Source organism: Mesorhizobium sp. B2-3-2 (assembly GCF_006442295.1).
Taxonomy (GTDB): domain Bacteria; phylum Pseudomonadota; class Alphaproteobacteria; order Rhizobiales; family Rhizobiaceae; genus Mesorhizobium.
In genome coordinates, this window is record NZ_VFWA01000003.1 from 402,055 (window position 1) to 421,201 (window position 19,147).

At 64.0% G+C, this 19,147-nt stretch carries 17 protein-coding genes and 1 pseudogene; 9 read left to right on the top strand and 9 right to left on the bottom strand.

Features of this window, described 5'->3' with window-relative positions; genetic code table 11:
- Positions 1-17 precede the first annotated feature (17 nt).
- The 4 genes from FJ964_RS10590 to FJ964_RS10605 all read right to left on the bottom strand — a co-directional run bounded on the left by FJ964_RS10590 (position 18) and on the right by FJ964_RS10605 (position 3,551).
- Positions 18-1,001 carry a 2-hydroxyacid dehydrogenase gene (locus FJ964_RS10590; RefSeq protein ID WP_140550334.1) on the bottom strand — a complete coding sequence of 328 codons (984 nt, stop codon included), beginning with the start codon at positions 999-1,001 and terminating at the stop codon, positions 18-20.
- Positions 998-2,020 (bottom strand): LacI family DNA-binding transcriptional regulator, encoded by a 1,023-nt coding sequence (locus FJ964_RS10595; RefSeq protein ID WP_140550335.1) that lies wholly within the window; start codon positions 2,018-2,020, stop codon positions 998-1,000. Before FJ964_RS10595 ends, FJ964_RS10590 begins: the two co-directional genes overlap by 4 nt.
- Before the next feature lie 66 nt (positions 2,021-2,086).
- Positions 2,087-2,971, bottom strand: coding sequence for a DMT family transporter (locus FJ964_RS10600; RefSeq protein ID WP_181172428.1), 885 nt, complete (start codon positions 2,969-2,971; stop codon positions 2,087-2,089).
- Between the two features lie 172 nt (positions 2,972-3,143).
- A complete protein-coding gene (locus tag FJ964_RS10605; RefSeq protein ID WP_140550337.1) occupies positions 3,144-3,551 on the bottom strand; it encodes a DUF2000 family protein in 408 nt (135 codons plus the stop codon).
- Positions 3,552-3,600: 49 nt separating this feature from the next.
- Here FJ964_RS10605 and FJ964_RS10610 point away from each other — a divergent pair, with 49 nt between their 5' ends.
- Positions 3,601-4,467: an AraC family transcriptional regulator gene (locus FJ964_RS10610; RefSeq protein ID WP_140550338.1), complete on the top strand. Its 867-nt coding sequence runs from the start codon at positions 3,601-3,603 to the stop codon at positions 4,465-4,467.
- 16 nt (positions 4,468-4,483) lie between these two features.
- Here the strand turns inward: FJ964_RS10610 and FJ964_RS10615 are convergent, their stop codons facing one another.
- Positions 4,484-4,954 carry a MarR family transcriptional regulator gene (locus FJ964_RS10615; protein ID WP_140550339.1) on the bottom strand — a complete coding sequence of 157 codons (471 nt, stop codon included), beginning with the start codon at positions 4,952-4,954 and terminating at the stop codon, positions 4,484-4,486.
- A gap of 410 nt (positions 4,955-5,364) precedes the next feature.
- Between FJ964_RS10615 and FJ964_RS10620 the strand changes: the two genes are divergently transcribed.
- From FJ964_RS10620 to FJ964_RS10650, 7 genes and pseudogenes are all read left to right on the top strand, one after another.
- Positions 5,365-6,441 (top strand): GTP-binding protein, encoded by a 1,077-nt coding sequence (locus FJ964_RS10620; protein ID WP_140550340.1) that lies wholly within the window; start codon positions 5,365-5,367, stop codon positions 6,439-6,441.
- Positions 6,442-6,639 (top strand): annotated as a pseudogene (locus FJ964_RS10625) (GNAT family N-acetyltransferase); the annotation flags it as partial. It lies immediately after the preceding gene.
- A gap of 100 nt (positions 6,640-6,739) precedes the next feature.
- The gene (locus tag FJ964_RS10630) at positions 6,740-7,714 is read left to right on the top strand and encodes a WD40 repeat domain-containing protein (RefSeq protein ID WP_140550341.1); all 975 of its coding nucleotides are present in this window, start codon (positions 6,740-6,742) and stop codon (positions 7,712-7,714) included.
- 120 nt (positions 7,715-7,834) lie between these two features.
- Positions 7,835-9,217 (top strand): aspartate aminotransferase family protein, encoded by a 1,383-nt coding sequence (locus tag FJ964_RS10635; RefSeq protein ID WP_140550342.1) that lies wholly within the window; start codon positions 7,835-7,837, stop codon positions 9,215-9,217.
- Between the two features lie 11 nt (positions 9,218-9,228).
- A complete protein-coding gene (locus FJ964_RS10640; protein WP_140550495.1) occupies positions 9,229-10,629 on the top strand; it encodes a glutamine synthetase family protein in 1,401 nt (466 codons plus the stop codon).
- 87 nt (positions 10,630-10,716) lie between these two features.
- Positions 10,717-11,949, top strand: a complete 1,233-nt coding sequence (locus FJ964_RS10645) for a putative DNA modification/repair radical SAM protein (RefSeq protein WP_140550343.1) — start codon at positions 10,717-10,719, stop codon at positions 11,947-11,949.
- A 2-nt stretch (positions 11,950-11,951) separates the two neighbouring features.
- Complete coding sequence (locus FJ964_RS10650) at positions 11,952-13,421, top strand: UdgX family uracil-DNA binding protein (protein ID WP_140550496.1); 1,470 nt, start codon at positions 11,952-11,954, stop codon at positions 13,419-13,421.
- A gap of 9 nt (positions 13,422-13,430) precedes the next feature.
- Here FJ964_RS10650 and FJ964_RS10655 read toward each other — a convergent pair whose 3' ends face one another.
- The 4 genes from FJ964_RS10655 to FJ964_RS10670 form a co-directional block, all read right to left on the bottom strand.
- On the bottom strand, positions 13,431-14,696 hold the full coding sequence (locus FJ964_RS10655; RefSeq protein ID WP_140550344.1) for a glycerate kinase: 1,266 nt from the start codon (positions 14,694-14,696) through the stop codon (positions 13,431-13,433).
- 169 nt (positions 14,697-14,865) lie between these two features.
- Positions 14,866-15,372, bottom strand: coding sequence for a heme-degrading domain-containing protein (locus tag FJ964_RS10660; RefSeq protein WP_140550345.1), 507 nt, complete (start codon positions 15,370-15,372; stop codon positions 14,866-14,868).
- Between the two features lie 74 nt (positions 15,373-15,446).
- Positions 15,447-16,760, bottom strand: a complete 1,314-nt coding sequence (guaD, locus tag FJ964_RS10665) for a guanine deaminase (RefSeq protein WP_140550346.1) — start codon at positions 16,758-16,760, stop codon at positions 15,447-15,449.
- 2 nt (positions 16,761-16,762) lie between these two features.
- The gene (locus FJ964_RS10670) at positions 16,763-17,980 is read right to left on the bottom strand and encodes a urate hydroxylase PuuD (RefSeq protein ID WP_140550347.1); all 1,218 of its coding nucleotides are present in this window, start codon (positions 17,978-17,980) and stop codon (positions 16,763-16,765) included.
- A 138-nt stretch (positions 17,981-18,118) separates the two neighbouring features.
- On the opposite strand from FJ964_RS10670, the gene FJ964_RS10675 reads away from it, so the two are divergent.
- Positions 18,119-19,039 carry a LysR family transcriptional regulator gene (locus FJ964_RS10675; protein WP_140550348.1) on the top strand — a complete coding sequence of 307 codons (921 nt, stop codon included), beginning with the start codon at positions 18,119-18,121 and terminating at the stop codon, positions 19,037-19,039.
- Positions 19,040-19,147: the final 108 nt, after the last annotated feature.

The window sequence follows — 19,147 nt, forward strand, 5'->3', positions numbered from 1 at the left end:
TATGGCAGCCCGACCGCTCAGCCGCGCGCCTTCACATGCGCCGTCTCGGGCACGGGTGTGATCGACCGGCGCTCGCTGAACCAGGACACCAGATTGTCGACGCAAAGATCCGCCATGGCGCGACGTGTGTGCTCCGAGGCCGAGCCGACATGCGGCAACAGGCTGGCATTGGTCGCGTCAAGCAGCGCCTGCGGCACGTTCGGCTCGTCGGCGAAGACATCGAGCCCGGCGGCCGCGATAGTGCCCTTGGCCAGGGCTGTCGCAAGCGCCGCCTCGTCCACCGTGCTGCCGCGCCCGATATTGACGAAGACGCCGTGGGCGCCAAGCGCCGACAGGATCTCGGCATCGACCGCCTTTTCCGTCGAGGCGCCGCCCGGGACCACCGAAATCAGTGTGTCGACTGCTTCGGCGAGGCCCTTCAGCGTCGGGTGGTAGGGATAGGACAGGCCCTCGACCCGGCGCCGGTTGTGATAGGCGACGGGCAATCCGAACGCCTCCAGCCGGCGGGCAATGGCGAGCCCGATACGGCCCATGCCGAAAATGCCGGCGCTGCGGCCGCGCAAGGTAAGCCGGCTCAGGGGATAGTTGCCCTTGCGCTGCCAGCTGCCGTCGCGCAGCCAGGTTTCGGCGCGCGGCAGGTCGCGCACGGTGTTGATCAGCAGGCCGATGGCGGTGTCGGCGACCTCCTCGGTCAGCACATCCGGCGTGTTGGTGACCATGATGCCATGATCGCCAGCGTGGCGGGCATCGACCGAATCATAGCCGACGCCGAAACTGGCGATGATCTCAAGCTTCGGCAATGCATCCATGAGGGCCGCGCTGATGCCGCCGAACGAGGCGATGGCGCGCACGTTGTCACGCATCTCATCGGTGACCAGGGAGGGGTCGGCGCGCTCGATTCCAACACGCCTGAATGTCCGGTCGATGCGCTCGACCGCATGGTCGTTGAAATGCCCCGGCACCAGGATGGCGACGGCTTGCAGTTGCTCGGGCTTTGTCATACGCGCTCCACCGGCTTGCCGGTGGACTGTCGCACATGCAGTTCCGGCTTGATCAGTTCCTGCGAGGGCCGCACCGTCTGCCCGTTCAGCTTGTCGAGCAGGGCGCTGGCGGCGCGGCGGCCAACCTCGCGCTGACCGTTCCACACCGTGGTCAGCGCCGGCGTGGCGATTGCCGCCTCCTCGAGATCGTCGTAGCCGGTGACCGATATGTCCAGGCCGGGCACCAGGCCGGCGCGCGCGATGCCGTTCATCAGGCCGATGGCGACGAGGTCGTTCCAGCAGCAGGCGGCTGTCGGCTTGTCCTTCAGGGCCAGAAACTGTCCGGCGGCCTCGAAGCCGGCCTGCTTGGTGCGCGGGCCGGGGATACGCCAGGCCGGCCGCACTTCCAGCCCGGCGGCCTCCATGGCGTTGACATAGCCCTGGTAGCGGTCGCGGCCGGTCGAGGTCTGGTCGGTGCCGCCGATCATGGCGATGCGCTTGTGGCCGAGCGAGATCAGGTGATTGGTGGCAAGCCCGGTGCCATAGGCATCGTCGCCGCGAAACACCGGCACGTCGGCGCCCTCGACGGTGCGCGCGATCAGCACCGCCGGCAGGCCGTTTTCCTCGGCCATCAGAATATCCGAGGCCGGAGTGCCGATAGCCGGCGACATGATGACGCCGTCGGCGCCGAGCTGCAAAAGCGTGTCGATGAAGGTGCGCTGCTTCTCGAGCTGGTCGTAGTGATTGGACAGGATGAAGGTCTGGCGGCTGCGGTCGAGCTCGCTTTCGATCGAGCGCAGGATCTCGGCGAAGAACGGGTTCATGATGTCATGCACGACGACGCCGACAATGCCCGACCGCGAGGTGCGCAGGCTGGCGGCACGGCGGTTGTAGATGTAGCCGATGGCGCGGGCATGTTCCTTGATGCGGTCGCGGGTGCCACCTGCGACCAGCGGGCTGTCGCGCAGCGCCAGCGATACCGTGGCCGTGGACACGCCGAGCGCGTCCGCGATCGTCGACAGCTTGATCTTCTGTGCCAGCCTTCCGCTCCCCGCCGTTTTTTTAAACTGTTTAAAGGCGGCCTTATGCCATCCTTCGGGGTTAAATCAAAGTTTTTTTGCCAGCGCTTCCGCCTCGACATCCAGCACCGCGCGATTGCGCAAGCGCAGCCGGTGCTCGCGATGGACGATGTAGAGACCACTGGCGACGATGACGGCGGCGCCGACCAGGGTCCAGCGGTCGGGGAACTGCTTGAAGACGATGAGCCCGGAAAGGATCATCCACACCATCTGCGAATAGGGATAGGGGGCGAGCGCGGTGGTGGTGGCCATGCGATAGGCCTGCACCAGAAGCCAGTGACCGACGCCGCCGAACACGCCGAGCATGAGCAGGATGAACCAGTGCCAGCCATCGTGCGGCAGGGAAAACGAGAACGGCAGCATGGGCAGGAGCACCACCGCCGGGGCCAGCGCCGAAAACAGGATGAGGCTTTCCGATGTCTCGGTCGCCGACATGCGTCGGGTCATGATCACATAGAAGCAGTTCGACAGCATCGAGCCGAGCGCGAAGAGGTGTCCGATGCCGAAAACGCCGACTCCCGGCCTTGTGATGATCAGAACCCCGGCGAAAGCGGCCAGGATCGCCAGCCACCGCCGCCAGCCCGCCCATTCGCCAAGCAGCGGCCCGGCAAGTGCGGTAATGACCATCGGCCCGAAGAAATAGATCGACGTCGTCTCGGCCAGTTGCAGGGACCGCAGCGCCAGCACGTTGAAGATGGTCGAGCCGAACAGGAACAGCCCGCGCAGGACATGAGCCGGCAGGTTGACCGGACGGAACCGCGCCGGTTCGCGCCAGCCGCGCAACAGCGCGCCGACCAGCACGACATGCACGGCAAAGCGCACCCAGGCGACGACGAGCGCGGAGACGCCGGCCAGGACGAGATATTTGCTGCTGGTGTCGAGAAAGGTGAAGAAGACATAGGTGGAAAGCATGCACAGGATCGCCACCGGCGGCGTCGCGCTTTCTGAAGATGTTTGGGGAGCACTCACTTGCAGGCCGAATGGAAAGCTGGGCTGAGGCCCACCTTTGCGGCAATTGCGGGCGTGCGGCAAGCCAAAAGCGGCTGGCACAACAAGAGCTGCGGACAGGCTCAGGCCCGGGTCGTCAGGGGTGCATGCGAGCACCCTTGGTGATCTTGTCGACCGTCTTCTTGTCGGCGCGCAATGCGATGCCGACCACCTTGGCGTCTTCCGGCGCGAATTCGGCGAAGATGGCGCGGTTGGCGGCGTCGAACCCGGTCGAGAACATCTCCTCGACGTAGAGCGAGCTCGTTACTCCGCGCTCCAGGGCGCGGCGGTGGATTGCGCCGAGTGTCGTCTGGTCGGCGCACAGCACGATGACCGGCTGGATCGACAGCGGGTTGTAGACATTGCCGGCGCGGTCACGATAGGGCTCGCCGATGATATCGGGGAACTGCGCGACGACGCCGCTGGTCAGGAAAGCGGTGACGTTGAGTTTTTGCCAGACCGGCAGATCATCCCTGAGCACGATTGCAAATTTCGTATCGAACATGAGACAGTGACCATTCGGGGGTTATGCCCTTTCGAGGCGAAAGGAAGCGATGTCGCTCGATCTAGGCAGTCAGGCGTTCCAGGGTCTTGGACGTTTGTGCGCGGATGCCGCGGAAAACTGCATCATTGCTGCCCGCGATCCTGCCGGCATGGAGCGCATCGAGGCGCGATTCCACGGCAGCGCCTTCGACCTGCATCGCCACGACACCTATGCGATCGGGGTGACGCTGCAAGGCGTGCAGAGCTTTCGCTATCGCGGAGCCGTGCGGCATAGCCTGCCCGGCCAGATCATGGTCCTGCATCCCGACGAACTGCACGATGGCGGCGCCGGAACCGAGGACGGGCTGCGCTACAGGATCCTCTATCTGGAACCGTCACTGATGCTGGACTGCCTCGGCGGCGCATCTCTGCCTTTCGTCAGGGAGGCCGTGGTGGCGGACGAACGCCTGCGCGCGACCTTGCTTTCGGCGCTGGGTCCACTGGAAGAGGAACTCGACGAGCTGTTCGTCGCCGACTTCCTGGCGCAAATGATGCAAGGGCTCGCCAGCCATGCCGGCCAGCCGGCGAGAGCGGTGCGGGGAACGGCTTGGCGGGCGGCCGCGCTGGCGCGCGACTATCTCACGGAAAACTCTGCCCGGCCCGTGCGATCCGACGAGCTGGAGGCGGTTACCGGGTTCGACCGCTATGCCTTGTCCAGGCATTTCCGTGCCGCTTTCTCCACCAGCCCGCATCGTTTCCTTTTGATGCGCCGGCTTCAGCGCGCGCGGCGCATGATCGCCGTCGGCGAGCCGCTGGCGCAGATCGCGGCCGAAGCCGGTTTCAGCGACCAAAGCCATTTCAACAGGCAATTCAAGAAGGCATTCGGCATGACGCCGGGACGCTGGTGTTCGCTGATCCGCGGGTCCGCCGCGGCCTGATCGCCGGAATCGGCGGTCAGTCGTCCAACTCGGCGTCCTCATCGATCAAGGCCAGTTCCTCGTTCGAGAGATTGGCCTCGATGCGGGCAAGAAATTTGAACAGCGCCTTCTGTTCCTTCTTGTCGAGGCCCTTCAGCGCCTGCTTTTCGGTCTTCTTGACGGACTTTTCGATGGCGCGGATGGTCTCGCGGCCGGTGTCGGTGAGGAAGATATGCGCCTGGCGGGCATCGGCGTCGGAGGCGCGCTTTTGCAGGAAGCCCTGTGCCTGCAGCCGGTTGATGGTCTTGGTTATGGTGGGCGGCCGCACGCCGAGACGCCCGGCCAGATTGCCCGGCGTCTGGCCATCCTCGCGGTCGAGCGCCAGCATGATCTGGTCCTGGCCGGCATAGAAGCCGTGCGCCAGCAGCCGCGCCGCAAGCGCTGTTCTTGCCAGCCTTGCCGCCGAATGCAGCCGGCTCATTGTCGCAGTCTTGTCCGCCTTGGCCATGGTCATCCCTCTTCGGCCATACCGGTGCGGGCAGCATAGACGCAGCCGGCCGGTTGGCAATCGACGATCAAAAAGATTCCGGCGCCTGAAACAGCTTTGCCGGCAAGCATTGCGGTACCCGCCGTGGCTAATGCCAGATGATTATTTCAGTTAGATGACAAACGACTTTTCGCGAAAGCGATTGCGGTGGATCGGCTCGGCATGATCGTCCACAGGCTCCTTTTGCGCACGAATATCCCACAGTCTGCGGGGCGTCGCGCTCCGGCCGTTTCGAGGAGACCTTGGCCTATGGTTCGGGCCACAGCCATTCGCGGTTTGCCTCGTGCAAAAGCCAGCCGCACATCCTATATGGAACCGACAATCCCTTTCGAGGCCGAGATCTTTCAAGGCCCATCCATTCGAGGCAAGCCATGAGCGACGCACAGACGCAGATTCCCGTAACCGTTCTGACCGGCTATCTCGGCGCCGGCAAGACGACGCTGCTGAACCGCATCCTGTCGGAAAACCACGGCAGGCGCTACGCCGTGATCGTCAACGAATTCGGCGAGATCGGCATCGACAACGACCTGATCGTGGAATCCGACGAGGAGATCTACGAGATGAACAATGGTTGCGTCTGCTGCACGGTGCGGGGCGACCTGATCCGTGTGGTCGAGGGCCTGATGCGCCGGCCTGGCCGCTTCGACGCCATCGTGGTGGAGACCACGGGGCTCGCCGATCCGGTGCCGGTGGCGCAGACCTTCTTCATGGACGACGACGTGCGCTCCAAGACCAAGCTCGACGCGGTGGTGGCGCTGGTCGACGCCAAGCACCTGCCGCTCAGGCTGAAGGATTCCAAGGAAGCCGAGGACCAGATCGCCTTCGCCGACGTCGTGGTGCTCAACAAGACCGACCTCGTCACGTCAGAAGAACTGGCCAAGGTCGAAGCGACGATCCGCGCCATCAACCCGGCCGCAAGGATTCATCGCACCACCCGCGCCGGCGTGGCGCTGTCGGAAGTGCTCGACCGCGGCGCCTTCGACCTGTCCAAGGCGCTGGAGAACGACCCCCATTTCCTCGAGGCGCATGACGACCATCATGATCATGATCATGATCATGATCATGACCATGATCATCACCACCACGATCATGACGGGCACGATCATGACCACGATGGGCACCACCATCACGCGCACCCCTCCGACATCCATGACGTGACGGTGCAGTCGGTTTCGCTGCGCGGGGGCGAGATGGATCCGAAGAAATTCTTCCCCTGGATCGAGAAGGTCACCCAGATGGAGGGACCGAACATCCTGCGCCTGAAAGGCATCATCGCCTTGAAGGGCGACGACGAGCGCTACGTCATCCAGGGCGTGCACATGATCATCGAGGGCGACCACCAGCGCGCCTGGAAAGACGGCGAGAAGCATGAGAGCCGGCTGGTGTTCATCGGCCGCGAACTGGACGCCGAACGGCTGAGGAAGAGCTTCGAGGCCTGCCAGGCCTAAGTCTCGGCGGCGGCGTTGCGCTGCTTGCGGCTTGCGGGTGAAGGCGGCGGCATTCTGCTCATCATCGATCCCAAGGGCGAGCGGGCCGCAACGTGGTATGTCGGCTATGGCGCCGAGCGCCTCACCGGATCGGATCCGACCCTGGTGATGCCACTGACATCATTCGCAGCCGATCCTCGAGCCAGGGGGCTGCTTTGATGCCCGCCTCCCTCATCACTTTGCTGATCCTGACGGTTGTCGGAACCGCAAACGTCGAGTAAGCCGCCTCTGCAATTTCATTCAGCCCACAAAGAAGCTCATGCCAACCGTCGCCCCGCTTGATCTCGAAGGCCATTGCGTCGCCGCCGTCTTCCTTGGCGACGTGCCGCATTTCGCGATGGCCGACGGCACCGTCCATCGGCTCGACAATGGCCACAAGACGGTGCAGTCCAATGACGGGCTGCTCGCAGCTTTCCATGACGCGGCCAACGACCGGTTGCTCACCGGCGGCGAGGACGGCAAGGTGTTCGCCGTCAAAGCCGGCGGTGACGTGAGCGAACTCGCCAGCGCGGGCAAGAAGTGGGTCACCAGCGTCGCCGCTGGCCCGCAAGGCGCCATCGCCTATGCTACAGGCAAGACCGCCTATGTGCGCTTTGCCGACGGCCGGACAAAAGAGTTCGCCCATCCGCGTTCGGTCGAGGGGCTGGCCTTTTCGCCCAAGGGCATGCGCTTCGGCGTGGCGCGCTACAATGGCGCGACGCTGCATTTCCCGGCCGCCGAGGGCAAGCCGGTGGAGCTCGAATGGGCCGGCGCCCATACCGGCATCACCTTCTCGCCGGATGGCGCCTTCCTCGTCACCACCATGCAGGAAAACGCATTGCACGGCTGGAAGCTGGCGGACGGCAAACACATGCGCATGAGCGGCTATCCCGCCAAGGTCAAAAGCCTGTCATGGAGCGTGAAAGGCAAGTGGCTGGCGAGTTCCGGCGCGCCGGCGGCGATCGTCTGGCCGTTTTCAGGCAAGGACGGGCCGATGGGCAAGGCGCCGCTGGAACTCGGCACGCGCGGCAATGCGATGGTGACCTCAGTCGCCTGCCATCCAAGCCAGGATATCGTCGCCATCGGCTATGAGGACGGCATGGTGATGGCGGTGCGTTTTTCCGACGCCAAGGAGGTGCTGTTGCGCCGCCCCGGCAAGGGCGCCATCACCTCGATGATGTGGGACAGGGAGGAACGCCGCATCGCTTTCGGCAGTACCGCCGGCGACTGCGGCGTTATCGACATCACGGGTTAAGGGAGTAGGGGAGTAGGGGAACAACGAGTGAGGACAGGAAGTGCCGTTGTGCGCACTGACGTCTTTCCACGGCCCTGCCCTACTGCGCTACTGCCTTATTCCCCACCAGAGGGGTTTTTCGTGCACAGCAGCGACACGTCGAAAACGTCCATTGGCGGCGTCAGCCGCGACCGCATTGCCACATTGCGCGACACCGAGGGCGCCGCCTTCCGCAAGGCGCGGCCGAAATCGCAGGCCAAGGCCGGCAACGGCCTGCCCGGCTTCTTCGGCGGGGTGCCGATGCACTGGATGAACGACTGGCCGACGCCGTTTCCGATCCTGGTCGAGAGCGCCGGAGGCGCTACGATCACCGACATCGACGGCAACAGGCTCGACGATTTCTGCCTCGGCGACACCGGATCGATGTTCGGCCATTCGCCGCCGGCGGTAGCGCGCGCCATCCGCCGGCAGGCCGGGCGCGGCCTGACATACATGCTGCCTTCGGAAGATGCGCTCGCCATCGGACCGCTGTTGCAACAGCGCTTCGGCCTGCCGTTCTGGCAGATCGCCACGACGGCGACCGATGCCAACCGCTTCGCGCTGCGCGTTGCCCGCGCTGTCACCGGGCGAGAAAAGATCTTGGTCTTCAACGGCTGCTATCACGGCTCGGTCGACGAGACGATGGTGCGGCTGATCGACGGCAAGCCAGCCAACCGGCCGGGATTGGCCGGCGAATTCCGCGACCTGACCCGCACCGCCAAGGTCATCGAGTTCAACGACGTTGCCGCGCTGGAGGCGGCGCTCAGGGATCAGGATGTCGCCTGCGTCATCACCGAACCGGTGCTGACCAATTCCTGCATGGTGCTGGCCGATCCCGGTTTCCACGAGGCGTTGCGAAAGCTGACGCGCGCGGCGGGCACGCTGCTTCTGATCGACGAGACGCATACGATCTCGACCGGCCCAGGCGGCTATACCGGGAAATACGGACTGGAACCGGATTTCTTCGTGCTGGGCAAGCCGATCGCCGGCGGCGTGCCGGCAAGCGTCTGGGGCATGAGCGACGAGGTCGCCTCGCGCTACGCCGACTACAACAGGGCGAAAGAGCCGGGTTATTCCGGCATGGGGACGACGCTCTCGGCCAACCCGTTGCAATTCGCGGCCATGCGCGCCGCCCTCGAAGAGGTAATGACGAAAGAAAATTATGATCGCATGGAGCATCTGGCGCGGCGGCTCGATGCCGGGCTGACCGCGGTCATCGACCGCTACCGCCTGCCATGGCATGTCGCTCGCGTCGGTGCCCGCGTCGAATTCATCTGCGCGCCCGGTCCGCTGCGCAGTGGTGCCGAGGCGGAAGCCGCGCATGCGCCGGAACTCGAAGCCGCCATCCATGTCGCGCTGGTCAATCGCGGCGTGCTGATTGCGCCCTTCCACAACATGATGCTGATCTCGCCGGCGACGTCAGGCGCTCAGGTCAACCGGCTGATCACCGCCTTCGGCGCGGTTGCGGCGGAGCTTGCGGCATGAGAAAAGCGGCCATGGATAGTGCCACCGTCACCTCACCTTCCGGCTCCTCGCCCACCGAAGCGCAAGCCTTTCTCGACGCCCATCCCGAGATCGAAGCCTTCGACATCGTGCTGACCGATGCCAACGGAGTCGGCCGCGGCAAGATCGTGCGCCGGCACGAGCTGAAAGCCATCTTCGAAGGCGGCCGGCACATGCCGATCTCGATCCTCGGCCTCGACATCACCGGCGAGGACGTGCACGAAACCGGACTGATCTGGACCACCGGCGACGGCGATCTGCGCGCCTGGCCAATCCCGGGTACCCTGGTGCCGCTCCACGGCACCAGCCCGCCGCGCGGCCAGGTATTGATGGCGATGTATCATCTCGACGGCGCGCCGATGGCATCGGACCCACGGCTGGCGCTGGCAAGGCAGGTCGACATATTGGCGTCCAAGGGGCTGTACCCGGCCGGCGCCTTCGAGCTCGAGTTCTTTCTCCTCGCCAATGAACGCGACAGCGACGGCAAGGTGCAGCCGGCGCGCGCCGTGCTGGACGGCCGCGTCTCGGGCAAGACCGAGGTCTACTCGGTCGACCATCTGCACGGCATGGAGCCGCTGTTCTCCGACATCTATGCCGCGGCCAAGGCACAGGGCATTCCGGCGGAGACCGTGATCTCCGAATATGCGCCCGGCCAGTACGAGTTGACGCTCAACTACCGCAAGGATGTGATGCGGGCGGCTGACGACCTCGTCATGCTGAAACGGCTGGTGCGGGCGCAGGCGCGCCGCCATGGCGTCACCGCTTGCTTCATGGCCAAGCCGATCGAGAAATATGCCGGCTCCGGCATGCATTTCCACGTCTCGCTGCAGGACAAGGCCGGCCGAAACGTTTTTTCGGAGGCCGGCGGCGAGAGTTGGTCGCTGCCGCTGCTGCGCGGGCTGGGCGGCCTGATCCAGACCATGGCGGAATCGATGCTGGTGTTTGCGCCGCACGCCAATTCCTGGCGGCGCTTCGTCTCGCAATCCTATGCGCCGGTGGCGCCGACCTGGGGCGTCAACAACCGGTCGGTGGCGCTGCGCGTGCCGGCGGGCGACGCCAGGAACCGGCGCATCGAGCATCGGCCGTCGGGCGTCGACGCCAATCCGTATCTGATCGCGGCAACCGTGCTTGCCGGCATCGTCAAAGGCCTCGACGAAGGCCTCGATCCTGGCCCCGAGACGACCGGAAACGGCTATGAGGCGGCGGTGACGCGCACGACCATGCCGGTCGACTGGCGCGCGGCGATCGAGGCGGCCAGAGCATCCAGCTTCCTCAAAGCTGCGCTTGGCGAGGATCTGCACCGCACCTTCGTGGCGATCAAGCAGTCCGAATACCTGCGCGTCGCGCGCACGGTCAGCGAGCTGGACTATCACCTCTATCTGCACGAGGTCTGATGCCATAGTGATCGCGCGGCGATCACTTTTTCGCCGCCGCCCTCAAATTAGGTGGCGCAGCGCCGTTTCGGAACATATCATGAACGTATGAGCGCGCTCACCATCCGCGAAAAGCTTGCGATCCTGTCCGATGCGGCCAAATATGACGCTTCCTGCGCCTCATCAGGCGCGGCGAAAAAGGATTCGCTGAAATCCGGCGGCATCGGCTCCACCGAAGGCATGGGCATCTGCCATTCCTACGCACCCGATGGCCGCTGCATTTCGCTGTTGAAAGTCCTGCTCACCAATTTTTGCATCTATGATTGCAGCTATTGCATCAACCGCTCTTCCTCCAATGTGCGCCGCGCCCGCTTCAGCATCGACGAAGTGGTCAAGCTGACCATGGATTTCTACCGACGTAACTATATCGAAGGCTTGTTCCTGTCCTCAGGCGTCATCCGCTCGCCTGATGAAACCATGGGCGAGATGGTCGAAGTGGCGCGGAAGCTGCGGCTGGAAGAGAAGTTCTCGGGTTATATTCACCTGAAAACCATCCCGGAGGCTTCGACGGAACTGATCGAGAAGGCAGGCCTCTATGCCGACCGGCTGTCGATCAATGTCGAACTCCCCACCGATGAGGGTGTGAAGCGACTGGCGCCCGAAAAGAAGCCGGAAACCATCCGCCTTTCCATGGCCAGGCTGCGCCGGAAGATGGAAGAAAAAGCCGAGCCGACGCTGACCAAAAAGCACGAACGTTTCGCGCCGGGCGGCCAGTCGACGCAGATGATCATCGGCGCCGACAAGACCTCCGACGACGGCATCCTGCACACCAGCGCCCGGCTCTACGGCAGCTATCACCTGCGGCGGGTCTATTATTCGGCCTTCAGCCCGATCCCGGATTCCTCGTCGTCGCTGCCGCTGCAGAAGCCTCCGTTGATGCGCGAACACCGACTTTACCAGGCCGACTGGCTGATGCGGTTCTATGGGTTCTCGCAGCCCGAAATCCTGGCCGGCAGCCGCGACGGCATGCTTGACCTCACGATCGACCCGAAGCTTGCCTGGGCGCTGCGCAACCGAGGACGCTTTCCGGTCGACGTCAACCGCGCCGATCGCGAGTTGCTGCTGCGCGTTCCAGGTCTCGGCGCCAAGGTGGTCGCAAAAATCCTGGAGACGCGCCGCCACCGACGGCTGCGGCTCGAGGATGTCGGCCGGCTCTGCCATTCCATCGCCAAGCTCCGGCCCTTCATCGTCGCAGAAGGCTGGTCGCCAGGCGCGCTGACCGACAAGGCCGGCCTGCGCGGCAAGATCGTGCAATCCTGCGAACAACTGGCGCTGTTTTGACCATGCAGCCCGGTGAACTCGATCTCACCCGCCACAGCGTTTGGCTCGAAAGCGAGACCGACTTCGCCGGCTGGCGCGACGCGGCGCGACGGCTGGCACTGAACGAGGTCAGGCCCGAGGACATCAGCTGGCATGTCGCAGCCGGTTCCGATCGGCCCTTGAGCGATTTGCCAAACGTGCCGCAGGGCGCACAACTCGTGGTTCCGCGCGATTTCATCGGCCATGCCGAAACCGCCTTCTGCCATTCCGACCCCGGCCGGTTTGCCTTTCTCTACCGGCTGCTGTGGCGGTTGCGCACTGAACCCAAGCTTCTGGCGATTGCATCGGATCCCGACATCAGGCGGCTTGAGACCATGGAAAAGGCGGTGCGGCGCGACAGCCACAAGATGCATGCCTTCGTCCGCTTCCGAAAGATCGGTGATGGCGACGAAGAGCACTACGTCGCCTGGTTCGAGCCCGATCATTACATCGTCGAGCGCAATGCCGATTTCTTCGTGCGGCGTTTCACCGGCATGCACTGGACGATTCTGACGCCCTATGCATCCGCAGACTGGGATGGCGAGAGGCTCGCGATCGGGCCGGGGGCGGTCAAGGGCGATGCGCCCGCGCAGGACGACACCGAAGCCCTGTGGCGCACCTATTTCGAGAACATCTTCAACCCGGCGCGGCTCAAGGTGAAAGCCATGCAGAAGGAGATGCCGAAGAAATATTGGCGGAACCTTCCCGAGGCCTCGCTCATTCCTGATTTGATCGCAGGAGCGGACAAGGCCGCTATAGCCATGATTGCCAGAATGCCGACGGCACCCGCGCCGCACCACGCCAAGATTCAGGCGCGGCATTGGCCAAAGCGTCAGCCGGCCGGCCTCCCGGAGGATGACGACGCCAAGACGATTGCCGAACTGCGCGAAGCGGCGAAAGGCTGCCGTCGCTGTCCGCTCTGGCGGGACGCGACGCAGACCGTGTTCGGCGAAGGGCCGGACGGCGCCAAGGTGATTTTCGTCGGCGAGCAGCCCGGCGATCAGGAAGATCTCGCCGGCGCTCCTTTCGTCGGCCCGGCCGGAAGAGTGTTCGACGCCATACTGGACGACGCCGGAGTCGACCGCCAAAAAGTTTACGTCACCAACGCGGTCAAGCATTTCAAGTTCGAGCCGCGCGGCAAGCGTCGCATCCATTCCAAGCCGAACGCGGGTGAGGTTCAGGCGTGCCGCTGGTGGCTCGACCAGGAGTTCGGACTGATCAAACCGAACCTTGCCGTGGCGCTTGGCGCAACGGCGGCATTGTCGCTGCTGGGCAAGGCGGTTCCGGTGACGAAGATGCGCGGCCAGGTGATCGAGCGGGAAGATGGCATGCGTGTGTTCATCACCATCCATCCCTCCTTCATCCTGCGCATCCGTGACCGTGCGGACAAGGAGGCCGAGCAAGAACGGTTCCTTGACGACATGAAGCAGGTGAAGCGGCTGATGGCTGCCTGATCCGAGCGATTAGCGGATCAGAATCGCCCGGAGATCGTTGACATTGGTGCCGGTCGGGCCAGGCACGAACAGATCGCCGACCGCGTTGAAAGCCGTCCAGGCGTTGTTGCCTGCCAGCATCGCCTTGGCGTCGATGCCGGCCGCGCGCATGCGCGAGACCGTGGAACCATCGGCGAAGGCGCCGGCATTGTCCTCCGAGCCGTCGATGCCGTCGGTGTCGGCGGCCAGGGCGTCGATGCCTTTGACATCATTGATGCCGATGGCGAAGGCGAGCAGGAATTCGGAGTTGCGGCCGCCTTTCCCCTTGGCACGCAGCGTCACCGTGGTCTCACCGCCGGACAGGATCAGCACCGGCTTTGAGAAAGGCCGGTTGCGTGTCGCCACTTCGCGCGCGATGGCGGCGTGAACCCCGCCCACCTCGCGGGCTTCGCCTTCGATGGCATCTGAGAGAATGACAGCCTCGATGCCCTGTCGGCCCGCTTCCGCTGCGGCTGCTTCGAGCGACACGCCGGCGGAGGCGATCAGATGCACCTCGTTGCGCGAAAAGCGCTCATCCCCGGGAACTGGTGCATCGGCGGCCGGTGAATTGATATGCGCCATGACCGAGGCCGGCAGGTTCATGCCGTAGGCTGATATCGAGGCCAGCGCATCCGCCCGGCTGCCGGTATCGGGAACGGTCGGGCCGGAGGCGACCAGCGCCGGATTGTCGCCGGGAATATCGGAAACCACCAGCGACACCATTTTGGCCGGCCAGGCGGCGGCGGCCAGCCGGCCGCCCTTGATGGTGGAAAGATGCTTGCGGATGGTGTTCATCGCCGCGATCGGCGCGCCCGACGCCAGCAGCGCCTCGTTGACGGCGATCTCGTCCGCCAATGTCAGGCCAGTTGCCGGTGACGGCAGCAGCGCCGAACCGCCGCCGGAAATCAGCGCCACCACCAGATCGTCTGATGTCAGCCCTTGCACCCTCTCAAGCAGCCGCCGCGAAGCTTCGAGCCCGGCGGCGTCCGGCACCGGATGCGCCGCCTCGATGACCTCGATGCGCTCGCATTTCGCGCCATAGCCGTAGCGGGTGACGACCAGTCCTTCGATCGGGCCGTCCCATGCCTTCTCGAAGGCCGCCGCCATCTGCGCCGAGCCCTTGCCGGCGCCGATGACGATGGTGCGGCCCTTGGGCCTGACCGGCAAATGATCGCGGATGGTGCGCTCCGGATCGGCGGCGGCGACGGCCGCGTCGAAGATTGAAACGAGAAAGGATTTGGGGTCGAACAAGGTCATCCTCTGGCGCCATCGGCGTCTTTCGAATTGAGCAACCGTCGGCGCTGCCCCTCACCGTCTCCCCGTAAAGAGACGGGGAGAGGGGGTCGCCGGCGCTGGTGAGCATTCCTTCTCCCCGTCACTATACGGGGAGAAGGTGCCGTCAGGCGGATGAGGGGCGGCGTCAACGTCACGATTTTTCCTCGGGCGGCAGCGAAAACTCGCGCTTGTCGATGCCCAAATGATCACACAGAGCATCGACCACCACGCCATGATCCTCGCGCTCTGGCAGGCCCGATACAGCGATGACGCCGATGACGCCGGCGCCCTTCACAGTCACAGGGAAGCCGCCGCCAGCCAGCACGTAGTCGGCACTATCCAGCCCCTCGCCGATCTTGAAAGTACGATCGGGACGCTGCTGTTCCAGCACCATGCGGTAGGTGCTTTTCAGGAACCGCCTGACGACATTGATCTTGCGCCGCGCCCAGTCGGGGTTGGAAGCGTTCGAGCCCGGCATTGCGGCATAGAACAGCGGCCGGTCGAAGGTCCTGATATCGACGATGATCGGGAGATTTTCGGCGAGCGCCCGGTCGCGGATCGCGGCGCCGATACTGAACGCGACCGCCTCGTCGAAGGCGGGAAAGACAAGGACTTCCTCCTGTCTCTTGATCAGAGCGATGTCTTCGGCAACGGCCATGTCGTTCCCCTGTCAACGTCGCCGCACGCTTTGACCGATGGTTGCCGCCGGGTCAAGGAACTTGTCGACACATCCTAAATCGCTATGTCGCTCTTGGCAGCCCGTCCCGACACATAGACTTCGCGCACGGCGCGGTCATCGCCCAGCGTCTGTAAAAGAAAGAGTTCCTGCGCCAGCGTCTCGGCGGTCTCCATCCTGAGCCGCATTGCAGGCGTCGCTCTGGCATCCAGCACAACGATATCGGCGTCGGTGCCTTCATCCAGCGTGCCAATCTTGTCGGCCACCGACAGCGCTTCGGCATTGCCGCGCGTGACCTGCCAGAAGGACTGGAACGGGTTCAGCTTCTCGCCGTTCAGCGCGATCACCTTGTAGCCCTCGTCCATGGTGCGCAGCATGGAATAGTTGGTGCCGCCGCCGACATCGGTGGCGGCGGCGATGCGGAGGGCTTTATCGCGGGTGCGGTAGCGCTGATAATCGAAGAGGCCAGAGCCGAGGAACAGGTTCGAGGTCGGGCAGAACACGGCTACGGAGCCTGAGTCCGAAAGCGCGTCCGCCTCCCGCTCCGACAGATGGATACAATGGCCGAGCAGGCTCTTTTTCCCCAGCAGCCCGTAATGCTCGTAGACATCGGTGTAGTCGCGCGACCACGGATAAAGCTCCTGCGTGAAGGCGATCTCGGCATGGTTTTCAGACAGATGCGTCTGGATATGCAGGTCGGGATGTTCGCGGCATAGCGCGCCGGCCATCTCCATCTGCTCCGGCGACGAGGTGATCGCGAAGCGAGGGGTGATGGCATAAAGTTGCCGGCCCTTGCCGTGCCACTCCCTGATCAGCGCCTTGCTGTCGTCATAGCCCGATTGCGGCGTGTCGAGCACGCCATCGGGCGCATTGCGATCCATCATCACCTTGCCGGCGATGTTGAGCATGTTGCGGTCATGCGATTCGGCGAAGAAGGCTTCGGCGGACGCCTTGTGCACCGAGCAGTAGGCGACCACCGTCGTCGTGCCGTGGCGCACCATCTCGTCGAGGAACAGCCGTGCGACGCGCCGGCCATGCTGCGCGTTGGCGAATTTCGTCTCCTCCGGGAAGGTGTAGGCGTTCAGCCAGTCGAGCAGTTCGGCGCCGTAGGAGGCGATGATCTGCATCTGCGGGAAATGCACATGGGCATCGATGAAGCCCGGCAGCAGCAGATGCGGCCGGTGATCAATCCTTCTCGCTGCCTCGCCTGCCTGCCTTTCAACATCGACGTAAGCGCCGGCGGCGACGATCCTGCCGTCGCGGATCAGCAGGCCGCCATCCTCCTCGTAGCGCCAGGCGGAATGATCATCGATGGTTTCGGGCCAGCGCACGAAGGACAGCGTGCGGCCACGCAGAAGCGTCGATGTCATGCCTATTTCCCCGCGCCTTCGAACCAGGCCACCAGCAGCGCCCGTTCCTTGTCTGTGATCTGGCTGACATTGGCGGGCGGCATGGCATGGCTGCGGCCGGCCTGCAGATAGATCTCGCGGGCATGCTCGGCGATGTTGGCGTCGGTATCCAGCATCACGCCCTTGGGCGCATGGTAGATGCCCTCATAGACCGGCTCCTGGGCATGGCACATCGAGCAGCGGCCGAGCACGGTGTCGCGCACCGCCGGGAAATGGGCCGAGGCGACATAGATTTGCGCCGAGGCGGACGCCTTCGGTTCGCCGGTCAGCACCTTCGGCACGGTGGACAGCCAAATGATGACGAGGAACAGGACAAGGGCGCCGAGCCAGGTCCAGTGCGGGTTGCCGGCGCGCTTGTGAACGGTGTTGAAGTAATGGCGGATCAGCACGCCGATGATGAACACCAGAGAGGCGATGATCCAGTTGAACTCAGTGCCGAACGCCAGGGGATAATGGTTCGACAGCATCAGGAACAACACCGGCAGCGTGAGATAGTTGTTGTGAAGCGAACGCTGCTTGGCGATCTTGCCGTATTTCGGATCTGGCTTGCGGCCGGCGATGAGGTCGGCGACGACGATCTTCTGGTTGGGGATGATGACCATGAAGACATTGGCCGACATGATCGTGGCGGTGATGGCGCCCAGATGCAGGAAAGCGGCGCGGCCGGTGAACAGATGGGTCAGCCCCCAGGCGATGAACACCAGCACGCAGTAGAGCACCAGCATGAGGCCGGTATCGCTCTTGCCCAGCGGCGAACGGCAGAGCAGGTCATAGACCACCCAGCCGACGCCGATCGTCGCCAGCGACAGGAGGATGCCGACCGGTACAGACATCGGCAGCACGTTGGGATCGATCAGGAGCAGGTCGGCTCCGGCATAGTAGACCACGCACAGCATGGCGAAGCCGGACAGCCAGGTGGCGTAGGATTCCCATTTGAACCAGGTGAGGTGTTCCGGCATCTCGGCCGGCGCGACCAGGTATTTCTGGATGTGATAGAAGCCGCCGCCATGCACCTGCCACTCCTCGCCGAAGGTGCCGGCAGGCATGCCCGGTCGCTGGCGCAAACCGAGATCGAGCGCGACGAAATAGAAGGAGGAGCCGATCCAGGCGATGCCGGTGATGACGTGCAGCCAGCGCACGGCAAAGCTCAGCCAGTCCCAGAAAATAGCGAAATCCATCATTGAAGTCGTCCCTGCCGATGAAGCGACTTTACGGTGTGGCGCGCAAACGGAAAGAGGCGAGGTGTGCGATGACTTTCAAAAAAAATTGGAAAATACTAGGTTGCTCGCACGCCGCTTGATTGAAAGCCACTGAACCGCATGGCCTATCTCGACAACATCGCCGTCTTCGTCCGCGTGGTCGAGCTCGGCAATCTGTCGGCGGCCGGGCGCGACATGCGCATTTCGCCGGCAGTTGCTTCCAACCGCATCAAGGAGCTGGAGAAGCACCTTGGTGTGCGGCTGTTCAACCGCACGACACGACAATTGATGCCGACCGAGCATGGCACGGTCTTCTACACCGGCGCCAAGCAGGTGCTGGAAGCGATCACCGAGGCGGAGGCCGCGGTCTCGGCCCTTTCCGGCCAGCCGCGCGGCACCATCCGCGTGACCGCGCCACTCGGCCTCGGCCGCCGCCTGGTCGCCTCGGGCATTCCCGATTTCCACGACAAATATCCTGATATCGAGGTGCGGCTGAGGCTCTCGGACCACAATGTCGATATCATGAAAGAGGGCATCGACGTCGCCTTCCGGCTCGGTATCATCGAGGATTCCAGCCTCAGGATGCGCGGCATCATGGAATGCGAGCGGGTGCTGGTCGCAGCGCCCAAATATCTGGAGGCGCGCGGAGAGCCGGCCGAGCCGCAGGAACTGATCAGCAGGAAGCACGATTGCCTGATGCTGCGCTATTCCGGCGCGCGCGAATATGTCTGGACCTTGCAGACGCCGAACGGGCCGCAGAAATTCGAGGTGCACGGGCCTTATGATACGGACGATGGCGACGTGCTGACCGGCTGGGCGCTGTCGGGGCGCGGCATCATCAACAAGCCGCGCTTCGAGGTCGAGCCGTTCATCCGCGACCGGCGGCTGAAGATCATCCTGGCCGCCACACCGCCGACGCCGGTGCAGTTCGCCGCCGTCTATCCGCACAAGAAGCTGCAGGACCCGAAGGTGCGCCTTCTGCTGGATTTCATGGCCGAGCGCTGCCAGCGGCTGATCAAGGATATACTGGCCGGCAAGTGAGCGGCTCCTGGCCCAGTCGAAAGGGTTGCCTTGCGCGAAGGCGAACTTAGGTTCGCGGATGCCGCCTCATGGTCGATGGGCTTTGCGCCGACTGACGAGCTAACCGCA